General features: G+C 42.6%; 17 protein-coding genes and 1 rRNA gene. 7 read left to right on the forward strand and 11 right to left on the reverse strand.

All coding sequences use genetic code 11. The features are described 5' to 3' along the window. Nucleotides 1-41: 41 nt before the first annotated feature. From FTU77_RS07875 to FTU77_RS07890, 4 genes are all read right to left on the reverse strand, one after another. Nucleotides 42-1,361 (reverse strand): MFS transporter, encoded by a 1,320-nt coding sequence (locus FTU77_RS07875; protein WP_168378243.1) that lies wholly within the window; start codon nucleotides 1,359-1,361, stop codon nucleotides 42-44. Between the two features lie 144 nt (nucleotides 1,362-1,505). Then, nucleotides 1,506-2,150 (reverse strand): trimeric intracellular cation channel family protein, encoded by a 645-nt coding sequence (locus tag FTU77_RS07880; RefSeq protein ID WP_078189475.1) that lies wholly within the window; start codon nucleotides 2,148-2,150, stop codon nucleotides 1,506-1,508. A gap of 59 nt (nucleotides 2,151-2,209) precedes the next feature. After that, complete coding sequence (locus FTU77_RS07885) at nucleotides 2,210-2,677, reverse strand: YchJ family protein (RefSeq protein ID WP_168378244.1); 468 nt, start codon at nucleotides 2,675-2,677, stop codon at nucleotides 2,210-2,212. Between the two features lie 388 nt (nucleotides 2,678-3,065). Further along, nucleotides 3,066-4,637, reverse strand: coding sequence for a TerC family protein (locus FTU77_RS07890; protein WP_168378245.1), 1,572 nt, complete (start codon nucleotides 4,635-4,637; stop codon nucleotides 3,066-3,068). A gap of 320 nt (nucleotides 4,638-4,957) precedes the next feature. On the opposite strand from FTU77_RS07890, the gene FTU77_RS07895 reads away from it, so the two are divergent. Next, nucleotides 4,958-5,578 (forward strand): TIGR00730 family Rossman fold protein, encoded by a 621-nt coding sequence (locus FTU77_RS07895; RefSeq protein WP_078189478.1) that lies wholly within the window; start codon nucleotides 4,958-4,960, stop codon nucleotides 5,576-5,578. Nucleotides 5,579-5,663: 85 nt separating this feature from the next. On the opposite strand, the gene FTU77_RS07900 is transcribed toward FTU77_RS07895, so the two are convergent. Both FTU77_RS07900 and FTU77_RS07905 read right to left on the reverse strand, forming a co-directional pair. Beyond that, complete coding sequence (locus FTU77_RS07900; protein ID WP_078189479.1) at nucleotides 5,664-6,629, reverse strand: hypothetical protein; 966 nt, start codon at nucleotides 6,627-6,629, stop codon at nucleotides 5,664-5,666. A gap of 157 nt (nucleotides 6,630-6,786) precedes the next feature. After that, complete coding sequence (locus FTU77_RS07905; protein ID WP_180026514.1) at nucleotides 6,787-6,924, reverse strand: hypothetical protein; 138 nt, start codon at nucleotides 6,922-6,924, stop codon at nucleotides 6,787-6,789. A 200-nt stretch (nucleotides 6,925-7,124) separates the two neighbouring features. On the opposite strand from FTU77_RS07905, the gene mdtD reads away from it, so the two are divergent. The 6 genes from mdtD to FTU77_RS07935 all read left to right on the forward strand — a co-directional run bounded on the left by mdtD (nucleotide 7,125) and on the right by FTU77_RS07935 (nucleotide 13,509). Then, on the forward strand, nucleotides 7,125-8,516 hold the full coding sequence (gene mdtD / locus FTU77_RS07910) for a multidrug transporter subunit MdtD (protein ID WP_180035938.1): 1,392 nt from the start codon (nucleotides 7,125-7,127) through the stop codon (nucleotides 8,514-8,516). Nucleotides 8,517-8,593: 77 nt separating this feature from the next. Further along, nucleotides 8,594-9,379: a GH25 family lysozyme gene (locus FTU77_RS07915; RefSeq protein WP_180055477.1), complete on the forward strand. Its 786-nt coding sequence runs from the start codon at nucleotides 8,594-8,596 to the stop codon at nucleotides 9,377-9,379. A gap of 59 nt (nucleotides 9,380-9,438) precedes the next feature. Next, nucleotides 9,439-10,452, forward strand: a complete 1,014-nt coding sequence (locus FTU77_RS07920) for an MBL fold metallo-hydrolase (protein WP_180055478.1) — start codon at nucleotides 9,439-9,441, stop codon at nucleotides 10,450-10,452. 63 nt (nucleotides 10,453-10,515) lie between these two features. Further along, a complete protein-coding gene (gene dinB, locus FTU77_RS07925) occupies nucleotides 10,516-11,571 on the forward strand; it encodes a DNA polymerase IV (protein WP_180055479.1) in 1,056 nt (351 codons plus the stop codon). A 235-nt stretch (nucleotides 11,572-11,806) separates the two neighbouring features. Continuing rightward, nucleotides 11,807-13,123: a shikimate transporter gene (shiA, locus tag FTU77_RS07930; protein WP_180055491.1), complete on the forward strand. Its 1,317-nt coding sequence runs from the start codon at nucleotides 11,807-11,809 to the stop codon at nucleotides 13,121-13,123. 29 nt (nucleotides 13,124-13,152) lie between these two features. Continuing rightward, a complete protein-coding gene (locus FTU77_RS07935) occupies nucleotides 13,153-13,509 on the forward strand; it encodes a RidA family protein (RefSeq protein ID WP_180055480.1) in 357 nt (118 codons plus the stop codon). An 81-nt stretch (nucleotides 13,510-13,590) separates the two neighbouring features. Here the strand turns inward: FTU77_RS07935 and FTU77_RS07940 are convergent, their stop codons facing one another. From FTU77_RS07940 to rrf, 5 genes are all read right to left on the reverse strand, one after another. Then, the gene (locus FTU77_RS07940) at nucleotides 13,591-14,133 is read right to left on the reverse strand and encodes a DUF2726 domain-containing protein (protein WP_078189487.1); all 543 of its coding nucleotides are present in this window, start codon (nucleotides 14,131-14,133) and stop codon (nucleotides 13,591-13,593) included. Nucleotides 14,134-14,567: 434 nt separating this feature from the next. Beyond that, nucleotides 14,568-16,979 (reverse strand): YgiQ family radical SAM protein, encoded by a 2,412-nt coding sequence (locus FTU77_RS07945; RefSeq protein ID WP_180055481.1) that lies wholly within the window; start codon nucleotides 16,977-16,979, stop codon nucleotides 14,568-14,570. Between the two features lie 247 nt (nucleotides 16,980-17,226). After that, nucleotides 17,227-18,039 carry a M48 family metallopeptidase gene (locus FTU77_RS07950; protein WP_180055482.1) on the reverse strand — a complete coding sequence of 271 codons (813 nt, stop codon included), beginning with the start codon at nucleotides 18,037-18,039 and terminating at the stop codon, nucleotides 17,227-17,229. Between the two features lie 315 nt (nucleotides 18,040-18,354). Continuing rightward, nucleotides 18,355-19,554, reverse strand: coding sequence for an MFS transporter (locus FTU77_RS07955; protein WP_180055483.1), 1,200 nt, complete (start codon nucleotides 19,552-19,554; stop codon nucleotides 18,355-18,357). A 155-nt stretch (nucleotides 19,555-19,709) separates the two neighbouring features. Continuing rightward, nucleotides 19,710-19,824 (reverse strand): 5S ribosomal RNA (gene rrf / locus FTU77_RS07960). Between the last annotated feature and the right edge of the window lie 11 nt (nucleotides 19,825-19,835).

Below are 19,835 nucleotides of genomic sequence, written 5' to 3' on the forward strand. Positions count from 1 at the left end.
TCCATTTTATTCACCATGATCAACTAAAAATTCAACAGTCTTTATAGACCGATGGATTCTAAAGTTTTGCCCTTGGTTTCTTCACCTAAAACCAAAATCACCACAGCAACTGCAATTAAGACTGCAGTAAACATCATAAAGACATAGCTAAAACCATGATCCATATCCATCATATGTGTCACAGCAAAAGGCGCGGCAATGCCCCCGATCCGACCAATGGCACCCGCCCAGCCCGAACCAAAGGCACGAATATTGGCCGGGTATTGTTCTGGTGTATAGGTGTAAAGTACGCCCCAAGCACCGAGATTAAAGAAGGACATTAAACAGCCCCAAATCACAATCTCTGTCACACTGCCAGACTGACCGAAGAAATATGCCGAAATGGCACACATCCCAATGAAGCCCGCCAACGTAGCTTTACGACCTAATTTTTCGACCAACCATGCAGCTGCAATATAACCCGGTAATTGTGCCAAAATCATGACCAAAACATATTCAAAGGATTGAACAATGGTGTAGCCTTCTTTAACCAATAAACTTGGCAACCACGTAAAAATACCGTAATAAGAAAAGACGATACCGAACCAAATGAGCCACAGCATTAAAGTACGACGTGCAAAAATGCCTGACCACAACTGTGAAAAACTGATGTTGTGCTTTTCTGCAACCGGTTTGACCTCAAAGATTTCAACCACTTGCACACCACATTTGGCTTCAATCTTTTTCACCAATGCATGTGCTTCATCAAAACGTCCACGGTTAATCAAATAAGGCACCGATTCGGGCACCATTTTCCAAATCACGATCGCATATAACGCAGGAATACCGCCAATCAAGAACGCTGCATGCCAGCCAAAATCAGGAATAATAAAGCGTGAGACCAATGCAGCAACCAACCAGCCCAGTCCCCAAAAACTTTCTAGTAAGACAATAAAACGGCCACGCACATGCGCTGGAATATATTCACTGACCAAAGTCACCGCGACTGGGAGTTGTCCACCTAAACCTAAGCCGACAATAAAACGAAATACCAACAACCAAGTTAGATTAGGTGCAAACGCACATGCAGCGGTGGCTAAGCTATAAATCACCAATGTCCATGCAAAGACTGTTTTTCGGCCGAAGCGATCTGCCAGTCCTCCAGAAAACACCGCGCCGATCGCCATCCCAACAAAACCAATCGAAACCACCCAACTTTTATCATTTGGCGTCATGGCCCAATCTTCAGCCATTTTCGCTAAGATAAAGGAAATGAGTCCCGTATCCATGGCATCAAACATCCAGCCAAGGCCAATAACCCAAAGTAAAGTGTAGTGAAACTTACCGATGGGTAAGCGTTGTATACGTGAGACTAAGTCCATAACAAGATCTCTGAACTGGTGGAAGGATGAACACTGCTTTCCCAACAGGATGTATGATTTTGCGTTTTTTAGTATAGATCCATGCAAAAGACCGACCATTGATCCGCCTTTTCAGCATTTTAATGTGATGTTATAGCAACGCGGCTATGACAAATCTTTTGAAGATACTGACTGATCATCATCATCTTTATAAATAAATTTAGGCATTTCTAAGCCAAAGTAAATGGCGATCAGACGTAAGGTGAAACCGAAAATGAGCGTCGCAATGACGGTCAATTCTAGCGATAAGCCAATCTCAATGCAGAGCCAATAACAAATCACGGACACAAAAGAAATACTGGCATAAAGTTCACGACGGAACACCAGCGGGACATCGTTACACAGGATGTCTCGTAAAATACCGCCAGAGACGCCCGTTAGTACCCCTGCTACCGCAGAAACGACAAAACCATGTCCCATTTCTAAAGCGATTTGACAGCCAATGATGGTAAAACCAATGAGACCCAAGGCATCGAGAACCAAGAAGATATTACGCAGATGACGCATCCACTTTGCAATCAGGATGGTGACAAATGCAGCAAAGCAGGTCAGCATGAGATATTCAGGATGCTTAACCCACGTCAGTGGATAGTGCCCAAGTAGCACATCACGAACCGAACCGCCCCCCAGTGCCGTGACACAGGCAATCAATGTTACCCCAAACCAGTCCATACTCCGCCGACCCGCAGACAATGCACCTGTCATTGCTTCTGCCGTGATTGCGATAATATAAATAACGGTAAGTAACATCGCCCTTCTTCCACTGAGGGTTGAGATGCGCGCTATTCTAAGCTAAATCTGCTCAAATGTTATAAAAATTGCGCACAACATTGTTTAAATTTTCGTCCAGAACCACAAATACACGGCTGCTTCATGGTGATTTGCATCTCTGTGGTCGGATCAAGGAAATACCAGCGTTGCTCGAACTTCACAAAGTGTGAAATTTCATGATGTACCTGCGCTTGCTGCCCATCGTGATAATGGGCTTTAAATTCAACTTGAGCATGGTTTTTATCGAGTTTTTCTTGGGCTTGGACAACCTCAAGCTTTAACCACTGATTGGCCTGACTCCACGCTGCAATGGCACTGACATCTAAGGCTTGCTGCTGTCCAAGCGCAGTTGTTTGTACAATATAATCAATCTCATGCTGTGCAAAAGCACTATAACGTGAACGCATCAACTGCTCTGCGCTCTGTGCATTTTCACGCCCCGCATGTAAGGGCTGACAACAGTTGGCATACTCACCTTTGCCACATGGACATTGGACTTGTGACATGTTTGTTTCCATAAAAAATAGCCTGACAATGCAGGCTATTTTAACGGATCTTTCCACACAATTTTCATCAGTAGATCCGTATCGATTCAAATAAAAGAATGATACACGGTAAGGTCATCCGCAAGTGTTTGAGACAGGACTACTTCTAATCAAAAATGTTTTTGCAATGCTTTGAATAATTTGACGGTAGTGAACGAGTTTTGCGGATGACAATGGTTTTGGGTACTTTTGCCGAAACAAAAGTACCTCCAGCCGAAGGCTAATCCCTTTATTTAAACCCTAGATGTAAGACTCCGTCGAATAGACTTAAAAATCATTTTAAAAATGCGTAATTACTTTTACGTGCGTAACATCAGTGATCTATATAGATTACCCCCCGATACGCAACTTAATCTTCAGTTGGCATGGGAATGACATGCACTTTTTCGATCTTATGACCATCCATCGTAACCACTTCAAAAATGTGTTCATCCGCTTTGAATTTTTCACCATTGGCTGGTAAACGACCCAAATGGAATAAGATATATCCGGACAGAGTTGAATACTGTTCAGCATCATCCACCAAATCACGACCCAACAATAAAGACACATGACGAATGTCGGTTGAGCCATCGAGTAACAATGAACCATCATCGAGACTTTCTGCTGCCGTCTCAGGTTCATCTTCATCGGGGAACTCACCAGCAATCGCTTCTAAGACATCAATCGGTGTAGCAATCCCTTCAATTGAACCGTATTCGTTCAACACTAAGGCCATTTGTAACGGCGCTTGACGCAGTTGCTCCATCACCATCAAGACTTGTGCATTTTCATGTACCACCACAGGCTCACGGAGATGCTTTTCAAAATCGAGTACGCCTGTTTCAATATAGTCATTCATGACTTTATGAGTCAGTACCGCACCCGCGATATTGTCTAACTCACCGTGTGCCACAATCAAACGTGAATGCGTGGTACTGAGTAATTGAGCACGAATCGCCTCAGGCGCTTCATCCAAGTCAATCCATTCCAGTTCAGGACGAGGTGTCATCACCGACTTCACTGGACGTTCAGATAAACCCAGTACACCTTGCACCATGACACTGTGGTAAACACCGTTGTCTTCATCAAAGACTTCATCAGCAAAGGCACGTGTTGCAAGCACATCTTCATTTTCATTTTGATTGTCTGCAACATTTTTCCCACCGAGCATACGCATCACCGCTGAGGCAGTGCGATAACGTAAGTCTGTGGTTGTCACCATTTTTTCCTGATTATGACGCATGGTTTGGTTCAAGAACTCAATCAGGACGGAGAAACCAATGGCTGCGTATAAGTAGCCTTTTGGAATGTGGAAACCAAAGCCTTCGACTAAGAGCGAGAAACCAATCATCATCAAGAAGCACAGGCACAGAATCACCACCGTTGGGTGACGGTTCACGAAGTTCATCAGTGGTTTAGATGCCCACAGCATAATGCCGACAGCAATAATGACCGCAATCATCATGACAGAAAGGTGTTTCACCATCCCGACAGCGGTAATCACGCTATCGAGCGAGAACACGGCATCGAGCACCACAATCTGCACAATCACCATCCAAAACGTCGCATGCACAGGATTTTCTTCCTTTAGCATCGGCTTGTTTTCAAGACGTTCACGCAGTTCCATGGTGCCTTTAAATAGCAAGAACACCCCACCAAACAGTAAAATTAGATCTCGACCGGAAAATGGATGGTCGAAAATATGGAACAGTGGGTTGGTTAGAGTCACCACCCATGCAATTGAGGCCAGTAAGACCAATCGCATACACAGTGCAAGCAATAAGCCGACAATCCGTGCGGTATTACGCTGTTCTGGCGGTAATTTTTCCGCAAGAATCGCAATAAAAACCAGGTTATCGATACCTAAAACAATCTCAAGCACCACCAGTGTTAATAAACCCACCCATGCAGAAGGATCGGACATCCATTCAAAGATCATGGTTGTATCTCCTGAATGTTATTCACACGTAGATCATGCTGATTTGAAAATGAAATGCATTGGACATGCGCAAACGCTTTTAATGGCGTTCTTTCTAATATTTTGATGTGTGCTGAGTGACAACAACCACTACCCATGACGGTTCTTTAGCTTAAAATGAAGTTTTAAGTATAGCAAGTTAAGGTAAAAATTCACCCTTTTTTACCAAAGTACAATCTCTGTATGGAAGAATTTAAACCCAATGATGACATTAAATTGTCATATTTAGCTGCCAATGTAGTGTCATAAAAAATAACATGCTAAGGTAAAATTAAAACGTAATGAATAGCGGATTAAAAATGACAGAAAAACGTGGTAATCCTTCTCCTGCTACAACACAACCTTTAATCGCACTGTATTGCGGCTCCCGCTCTGGTAACAATCCAATTTATCAAGAAAAAGCCATCGCATTAGCGCAAGGCTTGGCTGAACATGGTTTTGGTCTGGTCTATGGTGGCGCCAGTATTGGCCTAATGGGGCAAGTCGCTGATGCTGTGGTCGAACATGGCGGCGAAGCCGTGGGTGTGATTCCTGAGTTTATGTTGGATTATGAAATTGCACATAATCATTTGACTGAACTACACGTCGTGCGCAGTATGCATGAGCGTAAAGCCATGATGGCAGAACGTGCCAGTGCCTTTGTTGCCCTGCCCGGTGGTCTCGGTACATTCGAAGAAATTTTAGAAATCGCCACTTGGGGACAGTTGAATCAACACCAAAAGCCGATGATGCTTTATAACGTCAATGGCTTCTATGATGCACTGATTGCACAATTAGACCATGCGGTCGCTGAAGGTTTCTTGCCGCCGCAGCATCGTGCCAAACTGATCGTATGTAATTCTTCGAAGCAGATCTTTAGTGCACTGAAAAATTTAGATTGCCCGAAAAATTTCGTGGTCTAACTGTATTTTGAATGTCAAAAAGGGGAATAAATCATTCCCCTTTTTTATTACTCGATGTCCTACTTCAAATCTATATCGTGCCGACTTAACCCGACACCACACGATAGAACCATGGCAAGGTTGTCGCTAAGAAAATACTCATCAACAAACCAAGCATCAATTTCATCGCATCTTTGCTGACATTTCGTGAAGTTCGATATTTATTCACTTCATGTAAATGCATGGACATGGCAAATTCACGTCCTGCAAGTAAGCCCAAGAACACCCAAGTGGTACTCATTGGAATATTACTCCACTCTTTGAACACCAATAAAATCAAGGCATACATAAAGTCAATAATGGTTGCCGAGCGAATATCAGCCACACCCGTTTTGGTGTCGATAATGCCCTGAATCGCCCCACCACGTTGGTACAAAATGATCCCAAGTAGTACGATAAACACCACAATTGCAAAAATCAGGAACTCCAGCGGCACCTGACGAGGGACGTAGACAAAAATATTGGCCAAATCCTGAATCAGCCACTGACTCCATAAAAATGCCGTCGAAACCCACTGTAGTCCCACCCAAATATTCGAGGGTGTTTCATCACGTGTTTTACTGAAATAAACCGAGATGCCTTTAATCACAAAACGATAAACAATAATTGCGACAACAAAAGCTACCGCATAACCCATCATGGACTTGGTTAACATCGACCCGAGACTACTCGGAGAGAAAATCGTTAACACTAAGAATGTGGTGCTGACCGGGATTCCGTAGCGAGTCAAAATGATCAGTAAGATCGGTGGCACAATATAGAGCCACGTTACCCCTTCTGCGGGAAATGGAATCGTTTCTAAACGACCATAAGATGCATCCCCCACGCCAGAACTGTACCAACCATAAACCAATACAATGGCTAGAATACTGCTGACATAGATCCACAACAGCCACCAAGGGCGATGCGCATTGGATGAAATAAAGGTTCCCAATGTCTGTGGCACATCATTACCGACAATAGAATAGGCCGCGAGACAGAAGCCTATGACCATCAGAATTTCGATTGTCATGAAAACAAAACACCTTTGCCATAAAGAAAAAGCCCTCCAATAAATGAAGGACTTGAGCGCATTATGACAGTTTATCTGGCGTTCATACAATTTCGTGCCGTGCTTTTCTCGACACTAAAATAAAAACCTCAAATAAAACAATTGCTTTAAACTTTAATTATTTCAATTTAATCTGATAAACCGCCGTGCTACCGCTCACTTCATTTCCAACCACCAACAAAGGTTGAGCATTGGGCGAATCTTTGGCCGCAATAAAAATCAGACCTTCGGGCCCTAAATCGCCTTGTTTAACCACATCAGTGCCGAAACTTGTAGTTTCATGTTTTCATTCGTCTTTTATTAAAATATGACCAATTTATAAACATTAGGTTGCATAGAGATGAAACTTTCATTGCATTTTTCTTGCAATTTTTTGGCTCAATTATGCAAAGCTTTTACTACATCCGAATGGCAATATTCATTTAAACTGTTTAAAAATCTCAGCTTTATTGACTTATGAATAGCACGCCAACGCATCAGGCTTTACAACCCGAATTTAGACTTCTTGTGCTATTGGTCTCTATTGGCTTTTTTATGCAAGGGCTGGATACGACCATCGTCAATACAGCAATCCCAGCGATGGCAAGAAGTTTGGGCGAAGACCCGCTACAAATGCATAGTGTGGTCGTGGCCTATGTCTTGTCCGTTGCGGCGTGTATTCCTTTAAGTGGTTGGTTGGCCGATCGTTTTGGTGTACGAAATACGTATTTCACAGCCATTATTATTTTTACGTTAGCATCGCTAGGCTGCGGCATGGCCAATAGCCTGAATGAGCTGCTGGTTTATCGGGTAATTCAAGGTATAGGTGGCGCATTACTGCTGCCTGTTGGGCGTTTGGCGATGCTCAAAGTGATTCCTCGGACACAGTTTTTATCGGCTATGAGTCTGATGAGCCTTGCTGGTTTAATGGGCCCCTTAATTGGTCCTACCCTTGGCGGTTGGATGGTGGAAGTCGCAACATGGCATTGGATCTTTTTAATAAACATTCCAATGGGACTGTTAGGAGTACTTATTACCTTTAAAGCCATGCCCAATGTGACCGAACCGAGCGTACAACGCTTCGACTTTATGGGTTTTTTCTTATTGGTCATCGCCATGGTGGGTTTATCGTTAGGCATTGAAAACTTTGCCAGCCCGCATCTGCCGCTATGGTGGAGCCTGCTATTAGTCGCTGCGGGGATCATCGCCAGTTTGATCTATGCCTTTCATGCACATACCCACGCCAATGCGCTGTTTCGCAGTAAATTATTTCAAAATCGGATCTATGCCATCGGCATTATCGGCAACTTCTTTGCCCGCCTTGGCGGCAATGCCATGCCATTTTTGATTCCCTTAATGCTACAAGTGGCTTTTGGCTTTGAGCCATTTATCACAGGGTTATTGATGATACCGACTGTACTCGGCTCATTGGCATCTAAACCGATTATTCGTCAAATTATTCAACGCTTTGGCTATCGCAAAGTGTTATTGGTAAATACCTTCTTGGTCGGCGCTTGTATTTGCAGTTTTGCGCTCTCTACGGCTGAGACCCCCACGTGGTTACGTGCCTTACACTTTTTTATTTTTGGTATTTTAAATTCGCTGCAATTCGTTTCGATGAATACCTTAACCCTCAAAGATTTACCCCAACAAGATGCCAGCAGTGGCAACAGTTTCTTGTCGATGATTATGATGGTGTCGATGAGTATCGGTGTGGCTTTGGCTGGGACTTTAGTCAACGTGTTTACGGCCTATTATGGTGCTGCACAAATCGAAACAGCATTCCATAGCACCTTGATTTTACTCGGCTGCATTAACCTGATTACCGCAGCGATTTTTTGGCAGATTCCTAAACATGTGGATGTCTAAATCCGTGTCATCGGGCAAATCTATGACAGATCAGCCATTAAAGGGTTATGATAAAAGAGATACTTGGATACATTTTCATGCCTAAAAAAGCCAAATCACGTACCACAAAAAGTTCACTCAAAAAATACAGCCCGATTATTGCACTCAGCGCTATCAGCGGCGTCTTGGTGGTGGCAGGACTGGGTTATTTAGCCGTTATGCCGCATCGCCCTGCGTCTGCAGAAGAATATCCCGTAAAAGGCTTTGATGTTTCCCATCATCAAAAAGATATTCAATGGTCAAAAATTTCACCTAAAAAATACCAATTCGTTTATCTTAAAGCCACAGAGGGTGGTGATTTTAAAGATCGGAAATTTCAAGATAACTGGTTACAAGCACGGGAAAACGGCTTTTTAGTTGGGGCCTATCATTTTTACCGTCTGTGCCGTGATGGCAAAATTCAGGCAGAAAATTTTATTGCTTCCGTGCCGAAAAAAGCCGATGCCCTTCCTCCCGTGATTGATTTGGAATATGACACCAACTGCATTAACACCTACAGCAAAGAGCAGTTACTCAAAGAAATCACTTATATGCATGATCGCTTGCACCACCATTATGGCAAACAACCGATTTTTTATACCTCGAAGTCTTTTTATAATATTGTCTTAGCTGGCGAGTTTAAACAGACGCCGCTGTGGGTCCGTGAGTATAAAGGCCCACCCGATCTAAAAAACAATCCGAAATGGCTGATTTGGCAACATACCAATCAAGGACAAATTCAAGGTATCTCGACCACTGTCGATTTAAATGTATTTTCAGGTGATGATAAGGCATGGACTGATTTTTTAGACAAAAATGGCGTTTTCCCGATCAAACCCCATTGATTTATTCACCGACTCAGGACAACATCGAAGCAAATAATCCATGAAAACTGAGTCGCAGGATGCGTATTTTAAAAATTTTTCTTATTATATTTTCAGTCTTTATGATCCTCGCCATCGGGATATTGGCATATTTGATCCAACCTTCAGGGACCTTGGCAGTGTTTAAAACGTGGCATTATCAACATCCCGCACAAAGCACTACATATACACACTCAGCAGCGCTCTATCACGTGAAGTTCTTTGGCGTTTCCACCTTACTTTTTGACGATGGCCAAGAGCAAATTCTCATAGACGGCTTCTTTAGTCGACCTTCACTCAGTCGGACCGTATTTACTCAAATCCAAAGTGATCAGCCTTTATTACATAGCTATATCGACCAATACGACTTAAAACGCACTCGTGCTATTTTCGTGACTCATTCACATTATGATCATGCGCTCGATATTCCAATGTTGGCCCACCAGCTCCCTAAAGCCATGATTGTCGGCTCTAAAAGTACCTTAAATATTGCACGGGCGATGCCAATCGCTGAATCACAATTACACGAAGTTCAAGCTTGGCAACCGATGCAAATCGGTAAATTCACCATTACTGCCATCCCCTCGCAACATACTCCGCCAACGGCCGTTAATGATGATTTGGGGGAAGAAATTTCGCAGCCACTGCAACTCCCTGCACATTTTAGTCAGTTTAAAGAAGGTGGATCATATGACTATCTCATCCAACATGGGCCACATTACAGTTTAGTCAAAGCCAGTACAGGTGCTGTGCCCAAACAGTTGCAAAAACTAAAAGTCAATACTTTATTTTTAGGCATCGCTCAGCTTTCCAAGCAAACGGCAGCATTTCAACAGCAATATTTCAAAGAAACCTTAGCGACTCTTAAACCCAGCACCGTGATTCCAATTCACTGGGATAATTTTTTCAAACCACTGAATCCAGAGCTCGAATTTTTACCTCGCTTTGCCGATGACACTCCTCAAAGCCTAAATCTATTGATACAGTCGGCAGCAGCTCAAAACACCAAGGTGGTTTTACTCAGTCAACCTGTGTCGTTCGAGTTAAAAAATTGAGGAAAGCGCTGGATTGACTGTGCGATACTGAAATTCAATTTTTAGGCACTGATTTATCTAGGCATGAGGAAAATCATACATATCGACATGGATGCATTCTTTGCATCAGTAGAGCTGCGGGAACGCCCCGAACTCAAACAGCTTCCTGTTGTTGTGTCTTCACATCACCCTCGTGCGGTCATCTGTGCCGCGTCCTATCCTGCACGTGAATTTGGTTTACGCTCAGCAATGTCAATGGCACAGGCCCGTAAACTCTGTCCACAGGTCGTGGTGATCGAACCTAATTTTGAAAAATATCGTGCTGTTTCGGCGCAAATTCATGCCATTTTTCAACGCTATACGTCTCTGATTGAGCCGCTATCTTTAGACGAAGCTTATTTGGACGTCACAGAAAATTTACAACACATTCCGAGCGCCACCGAAGTCGCTATGCGAATTCAGGCAGAGATTTTACAAAGAACTGGTTTAACTGCCTCCGCAGGTGTCGCGCCCAATAAATTTTTGGCTAAAGTCGCTTCTGATTGGAACAAACCCAATGGCATTTGTATTATCAAACCATCACAAGTTCTGCATTTCATCCATAACTTGGCACTGAAAAAAATTCCCGGTGTGGGAAGAGTCACTCAAGAAAAATTAAAAGCCATGCAACTCAATACATTGGGTGATTTACAACAAATTGAAGAAGCCGTTCTGATTCATCATTTCGGTAAATATGGACGGCAACTCTATCTGTATGCGCAAGGGATTGATGAACGACCGGTCCAATCTAGCCGCGAGCGTCAACAGATTTCCAAAGAAACCACTTTTGATGATGATCTCACCCTGAGCCAATGTCGGCCCTATTGGCCCAAACTGATTGACCAAGTTTGGTCTAGTTTAGAAAAAAAGCAGTTAAGCGCACGTGGTGTATCGGCCAAATTAAAACTGAAGAATTTCCAAGTGCTACAGCACAGTAAGAGTTTTAAAACGTCACTGAATCATCGTGAAGACCTTGCGCAGGTGTTACAGCAATTACTGCATGAAATGCATATTTCTGAGGAAGATCAATTTCGCCTGATTGGCGTAGGGGTCTATCAATTAAGTGCGCAAAACCAAGAAGCACAACTTTCGCTGCTCTAAAAACTTCAAGAAGATCATATTTGCTTAAGATTTAGGCAGAAGAACAAAATTAAAGCAATTAGCTATTCACAAAGCCTAAAATTAGAGTACTCTATCAGCGCACTACATTATCCGTGTATGCGCTGAGATGCTGAAAATCACCTTTACTTTCAGCATGCTGTCCTGTGATTGGCGTGACGATCAAATCCGAATATTACAGGGCAACTCTGTTGTCAATCATGGAATACCCCGCTGTATGCCTTCTGAAAAATCTGCTCCAAATCCTCAAAATATTTCACAAAATCAAGAACAACGCGCTCGTAAAGCCGCATTAAGTAGCTTCATTGGTGCCGTAGTCGATTGGTACGATTTTTTACTTTATGGCATTGTTGCCGCACTCATTTTCAAAGATCAGTTTTTCCCCAGTATTGGCAACAATATGGGCACACTTGCTGCCTTGGCGACCTTTGGCGTTGGCTTCTTGTTCCGCCCCTTAGGCGGCATTGTGTTTGGACATTTTGGTGACAAGCTGGGTCGTAAGAAAATGTTGGTGCTCACCGTCATCCTGATGGGTATTTCGACGGTCGGCATTGGTTTATTACCCAATTTTGCGGCCATCGGTTGGTGGGCCCCGATCCTGCTCGTGACACTTCGAGCAATACAGGGTTTTGCGGTTGGTGGAGAATGGGGCGGCGCTGCCCTGATGGCTGTAGAAAATGCCCCGAAAGGCAAAAAAGCCTTTTACAGCAGTGGTGTACAAATTGGCTATGGCGTAGGACTTGTTCTTGCAACAGGCGCTGTGTCTTTGATTATTGCCACTTTGGGCGAAGATGCTTTTGCTGATTGGGCATGGCGAATTCCCTTTATTGCCAGTATTATCTTGCTGGCTATCGCGATGTGGATTCGACGTGATCAAGACGAATCTCAAGAATTCGTCGACCATGTGGTCAAAGCTCAACAAACGCCGCAAAAATTACCGATTCTGCAAGCAATTAGCCAACACCCCAAAGCCTTTTTCTACATTATTGCGCTGCGCCTGACCGAGTTACTCACCATGTATTTGGTGACGAACTTTGCACTGAATTATTCCACCGCTCAATTGGGCATGGACAAACAGTTCTTCCTCAATATCACCTTAATGGTTGGTGCCATTAGCTGTTTCAGCATTCCCCTCTTTGCGTGGCTAGCAGATCGATTTGATCATCGTAAAATGTGCGTGCTGGGTGGATTGATTGGTGCGCTTTCAGCTTTTCCCTTCTTCATGGCCCTTGATGCACAAAATACTTGGCTAATTATTGTCGGTGCGATTTTCCTTGCCAATATTGCCCATGATATGGTGGTGAGTGTACACCAACCGATTTTCACCTCCCTGTTTGGTACCGCCTATCGCTATAGTGGCGCAGGTGTCGGCTATCAAGTGGCCAGTATTATCGGTGGTGGCTTTACCCCAATGATTGCAGCAGCTTTGGTGATTTTGGGTGATGGTTCATGGCATTATGTGGCAATCTACCTTGCTGTCGGCTGTTTATTGACGGCCTTTGTTGCCGCTACAATGCCTAAAACTCAAGATTAAGTGACCTTTTTGCTTTCAGGATATTCCACATGACCATCCAACGCCTGCATGTTTCAAAACGCTTTTCCGAAATCGCTATTTCTGGTCAATTGGTCCATTTGGCAGGTCAATTGGCAACAGACCTTGATTTAGACATCAAAGGACAAACACAGCAAACATTTGAGATCATTGATCAATTTCTTGCAGATGCCGGTACAGATAAAAGCAAGATTATGTCAGTGACCATTTATCTGAAAGATATTGAACAGGATTATGCAGCATTTAATGAAGTATGGGATGCGTGGGTGTCAGACATTGAAGCATTACCCAGAACTTGTGTTGAAGCCAAATTATACGACCCGCGTGTACTGGTAGAATTAACCGTCGTAGCCGTTAAGCCTGAATAATCATTAAGCCTAAATAACCATTAAAAAAAAGCATGTCTAAAGACACGCTTTTTTTTGCAAAAGGCTTTGCTCTTTGAATCCCTAAGATCCAATAATTTTGATCTTTTTACGTTCCAAATCTGAATATAAATGATATTTTTTCAAATCATTAACCGGTACAAATGGCGCTTGTACACGCTGCTCATTTAAGAAATCTTCGCGTAATTGAACGTACTCAGGCACATCATCATAACGAATGACCCGATAGCCTGCCAAAGCAAGCAAAGCATCTTGATATTGCGACTGCTGCATCCGTTTTAGCACCATTGGATCATCTAAAGCGACGATCGCCAAGATCTGATGCTGTTCATCTAAGACGACAAAGTCCGCCACCATATTTCGATACTTGTTCCGCGTACGATAATATTTCGTGGTCAACAGTGCATCAAAAGACACATGCGCGAGGATCGTATGCTTAGGCAAAATTTCTTTTAAACGCGTGTAGGTTAATTGCTCATTAATGTTGAAAATAGCACGTTGTTTCAATGCGCTATCTTGTTGCTTAGAATCACCTTCTAAACTTTTCCAAGCCATTATGAGCACACAGAAGAGTAAAATACTCCCTATTACTATGTATATAGTCATCTCATAATCCTTTATATTTCTTATATTTTTGGTTTTTGACATACTTCTTATGAATACGAAGTATACAACCAGTATTATTTTTTTAATTTCCTATTAAAAAAAATAACTCTAACTTTCACACAATACGTATTTAAACTGACAAAAAGTTGCAAACTTAAAGCGTCAAACATCACATGCCACTTCGTTCAGAGTAATAGCATCCATTGCTATATATTGATACTTTAGATCATTCGCTAAAACGACAGCAAGTGCATTTCCTCTCACTGTCTGACAATTCCGATAAGCTGTCAAATTTTGCTCGTATTTCATTGAGATAACCGACGCACATATGGCATTAAGCTTGTAACAACATATAAAAATGCAAACTGTCTGATGCTGCCGAGCATATCAGCCATAAAAAAAGACACCGAAGTGTCTTTTTTTATTTCATCATTTTAAGCGCGTGATTTAGGCTTCGATTTTCCTTTGGGTTTCGAACCGCCAAAAGGTTTTTTCGCTTCACCCGTTTCACGCGGCGGCAGACCAGTATGCTGCGTCAAAATTTGACCACGCTCAGGACGCTTCTTGGTATTTGAAGGACGCGATTGAGCAGCCTTCGTCCGATTACCTTGTTCACCTGTACGTTTTTGTGAATCACCCGCAATACTTGAGTTCTTTTTACGCGCAGACTGGTATTGACCCTCAGCACTACCCGCAGGCTGATACGTCGGAATCAAATGCTGTTTTGAGTTCCCTATCAGATCCTGACGCCCCATTTCTTTGAGCGCTTCACGTAGCAATGGCCAGTTGTTTGGATCATGGTAACGCAAGAAGGCTTTATGCAAACGACGGCGTTTTTCACCTTTCACGATATCGACATTTTCGGTATAACGCGCCACTTTAGCCAGCGGGTTTTTACCTGTGTAGTACATGGTTGTTGCAGTCGCCATTGGTGATGGATAGAAGGTTTGCACCTGATCGGCACGGAAACCATTCTTTTTCAGCCAAATCGCCAAGTTCATCATGTCATAGTCCGTCGTACCCGGATGCGCTGCAATAAAGTAAGGAATGAGATACTGCTCTTTCCCTGCTTCCTTACTAAAACGATCAAACATTTGTTTGAAACGGTCATAGGTCCCGATCCCCGGTTTCATCATCTTCGATAATGGACCTTTTTCGGTATGTTCAGGCGCAATCTTCAAGTAACCGCCGACGTGATGTGTCACCAATTCTTTGACATATTCTGGGTTTAACACCGCAAGGTCATAGCGTAAACCAGAACCAATTAGAATCTTTTTAATCCCCGGCAATGAACGCGCTTTACGGTATAACTGGGTTAAAGGCGCATGATCGGTGTGCAAGTTTTGACATACACCTGGGAATACACACGACGGCTTACGGCAGTTCTTTTCAATCTCAGGATCTTTACATGCCAAGCGGTACATATTGGCCGTTGGGCCGCCTAAGTCAGAAATGATCCCAGTAAAGCCTGGTGCAGTATCACGAATTTTTTCAACTTCACGTAAAATCGATTCTTCAGAACGGTTTTGAATGATACGCCCTTCATGCTCTGTAATTGAGCAGAAGGTACAGCCGCCAAAACAACCACGCATAATGTTTACAGAGAACTTAATCATGTCAAAGGCAGGAAAACGCGCTTCACCATACGCAGGATGTGGCAGACGTGCATATGGCAAGTCAAACACATAATCCATTTCTTCTGTAGTCAATGGAATCGGCGGTGCATTCAGCCAAACATCACGTTCACCATGCTTTTGCACCATCGCGCGCGCATTGCCCGGATTGGTTTCCAAATGCAAAATACGGTTGGCATGTGCATACAGCACAGGATCATTCGCCACATCTTCATAGGCAGGCAAACGAATCACCGCCAATTCACGCGGCGGCAATTTATGCTTAATAGCTTTTGATGCAGGCTGCAGCTGCACGATTTGCGTATCGGCGTCTAAGTTATCACCTTCACGAACAATCGGATTTGCTACCGCTTCTTTTTGGAAGCCTTGATATTGCGTAACGCTGTCTTTGCCTTTTTCGATTTCACAGCCTTCAAGGTCTTCGGTCATCACATAAGGATTAATGATCGGATCGACACGGCCAATCGCATCGACATCATTCGATGCGATTTCAACAAACTTCGCTTTTGAAGCCCTGTTATTTTTATTCACAATAAATGCTGTACCGCGGACATCCGTAATCTCTTGGATTTTTTCACCGCGGGCCAAACGATGCATGATTTCCGTGATTGAACGTTCACCATTACCATACATCAATAGATCGGCTTTCGAGTCCATCAATACTGAACGGCGGACTTTGTCTGACCAATAATCATAATGTGCAATACGGCGCAGCGAGGCTTCAATACCGCCCAATAATACAGGCACATCTGGATAAGCTTCACGCACACGCTGGCAATAGACTGTTGCTGCGCGGTCTGGACGTTTATTCGGCTGATTATCCGGAGAATACGCATCATCTGAACGGATTTTACGGTCAGCTGTATAACGGTTGATCATCGAATCCATGTTGCCGGCTGTCACGCCCCAAGCAATATTCGGTTTACCTAATACACGGAACGCTTCTACATTGGTCCAGTCTGGCTGAGCAATAATCCCGACACGGAAACCTTGTGCTTCAAGGGTACGGCCGATGATCCCTGAACAGAATGATGGATGATCGATATACGCATCACCGCAAACCAAAATAAAGTCGCAGCTGTCCCAACCGAGTTGATCCATTTCTTCGCGTGACATCGGCAAAAATGGCGCAGGGTCAAAACATGACGCCCAATATTTGTCGTAATCAAACAACGCTTTTGGCGCAGTCTGCATAGTATAAGCAGTAGACATGGCTAGCAATTCTCGGCTGGCAGATGGAATGATCTGAAAAAAGATCAAAGAAGATGAAAGCCGATCATTTTACCATGAATTCCATTCATCATGCTTGATTATAATTTATACAATAGCTACAGAATCATTGATTTGTTTTATATAGTCATCAGATTTAACAGTGCGATAGCAGCATCTAAAAACCAGATTTAAATAGTTCATGAGCAACATGGCTTCAGCCTAAAATCAATCTAGAATGTGCCATGAGTTATCGCATTTTATTCAACATTACGGCCTGCGCCTGTTGAAATTGAATGTGCATTTCAGGTAAATATTTTTCAATATAAATCTTACGTTTATCTATACTGTCTTGAGTCATTAATGGTTTTACATCAAGCATTTGACGGCGTGTCGTTTCCTGCTGATATTTATGCCAAAAACTCAATGCTGCATTTGGATCAAAACCCGCTTTCGACATCAGATCAAGTGCAAGGACATCTGCTTCCAGTTCAAATTTTGAAACTTTAGGCAAAAAAACAGCTTGCCCAGTCACACTACTGGCCGCAGTAGCAAGCGCGCCGATACCTGCAGTTGAAGAAATCATCGCCACCTGACTAGCAAACAGCAAGGAAATCTTCTCACGATGATGATCACGCAATGCATGTGCCATTTCATGCGCCATCACAAATGCCAATTCATCTTCAGTCAGCTTTAAACTCCAGTACAAACCCGTATTAATGACAATTTTCCCACTTGGAAAACCATGTGCATTTAAATCTTTATTGAGATTCCCACTGACTTGCCAATCCCATTGACTCGAACCATGGCGGTAAAACTCCGCATTTTGCTTGAGTTTATTTAAAACTTGATCCAATTTCGGATCGATGATCAAAAGTTTCTTGTCTTTCGCCTGATGAATAAATTGTTGATAGGTTCTATCTGCCTGTTTAGTTAATAACTTTTGAGGAACGATAAAAAACTGTCTACGCTCTGCGCCTGCTGTCCCTAAATTCGTGGTATTTGCACAAGCTGAAATTAAGATAAAAACCAAAGCCATCATTAAAATAGTTATATTTTTCATAATCACCTTCAGTTTAAAACTAATGATGATCTATTTATAATTCCAACCAAAAATAAATGCAAAAACATTCAGAATATACACATAAACATTAAATATCAATTACTTAAAAATATAATAAATTTTAAAAATGATAAACAAAAATATTTTATTTATTATATTGTGATGCGTTTCATTATTATGAGGCACCTTTTAAAAGGCATATTAGACCAAAGTTGTATAATCATAAAAATAGTAAATTCCGCCATTTTTATAGCGTTATTTATATTAAAAAATAGATGTAAAACGAATATTAAATAATAGCTTATTCACATATTTCTATTTTAATTTATTCAATTGTATTGCTAAAAATAAACCGATCATCAAGATAACAGCAATAAAGCCCGTCAACCCAATCCAACCAGACATCTCCCAAACCAAACCACTACTGCTACCCAAAATACTGGAACCTAAGTAGTAGCAAAATAAATACAGGGATGAACCTACGGCACGGTACTGCAGGGATTGAACCGAAACCCAACTACTTGCCGTGGAATGCGCTGCAAAAAAAGCGAAAGTGAATACAATCAGCCCCAAAATGACTGACCAAAATGCCGGAATGAGCATGATCAGCAGCCCCAACAACATCATGATCAGCATCGAAGGTAAAACTTTTGCCCGTCCAAAGCGTTTCCCCCAACTTGCAGCCCGAGGTGAACTATATATTCCTGCCAAATAAGCTATGGAGATTAGGCCAATCCAAGTTTGAGAAAGTTGATAAGGTTCTTCTAATAGGTGGTAGCTCATATAATTAAATATAGAGACAAAACATCCCATGAGGATAAAACCTTGAAGGAATAAGATTCTAAGCTTAGGATCTACTAAATTTTTAACGAAAGATTCATAAAATCGGTTGAAAAGAATGGGATAAGCTTGAAAATGTTGAGATGCTGGAAGTAATAAGAAGAACGCTGTGGCTATACAGAGGTTAATGATGCCGATAATCATCATGGCATTTTGCCAACTAATATAATCAATCAATACCCCAGCAATGAGACGCCCCCCCATTCCGCCAATTGCGGTCCCTGAAATATACAGGCCCATTGCAAAGCCTATATCTTTTTGCGCAATTTCCTCTCCAATATAAGTCATTGCAACAGCAGCAACACCGCTAACACTTAATCCGATCAGCACGCGATTCAGCAAAAATATTTCCCAAAGCGGAAATATAGAACTAATGATTGAAAGTGACGCTGCCAAAAATAAAGCGGTGACCATCACAGGCTTGCGTCCGAATCGATCTGAAATCAAACCAGTGAACAGCAGCCCTACCGCTAAGGCAATGGTTGAAAAAGATAAAGGAAAACTGCTATCTGTCGGACTGACATGAAAATAATCAGCAAAAATGGGCATCATCGGTTGTACACAATACAACGATGAAAAAATTGCGAAGCCCGCTAAAAATAAAGAAAATAAAATGGCAAGAAATGGTCGTGTGCCATATTCAATATAAGGAGAATTTGTGGCTAAATCAGACATGAGCTTTCCATCAATGACACGGATAGTATACGCCTTTCAGCCTTTAATTTAAAAATCACATAAAAATGAATGAAGAATTCTTTGTTTTCTCCGCCCCTTTTCTCCCCGCATAAAAAAACACCCCCTGCACTAGTCAGGGGGTGTTTCGAATAATGAGCTGGCGATGACTTACTCTCACATGGGTAACCCCACACTACCATCAGCGCTAAGAGGTTTCACTTCTGAGTTCGGGAAGGGATCAGGTGGTTCACTCTTGCTATTGTCGCCAGCACAACTGTTAT

This window comes from Acinetobacter sp. YH12142, from assembly GCF_013418435.1.
Taxonomy (GTDB): domain Bacteria; phylum Pseudomonadota; class Gammaproteobacteria; order Pseudomonadales; family Moraxellaceae; genus Acinetobacter; species Acinetobacter amyesii.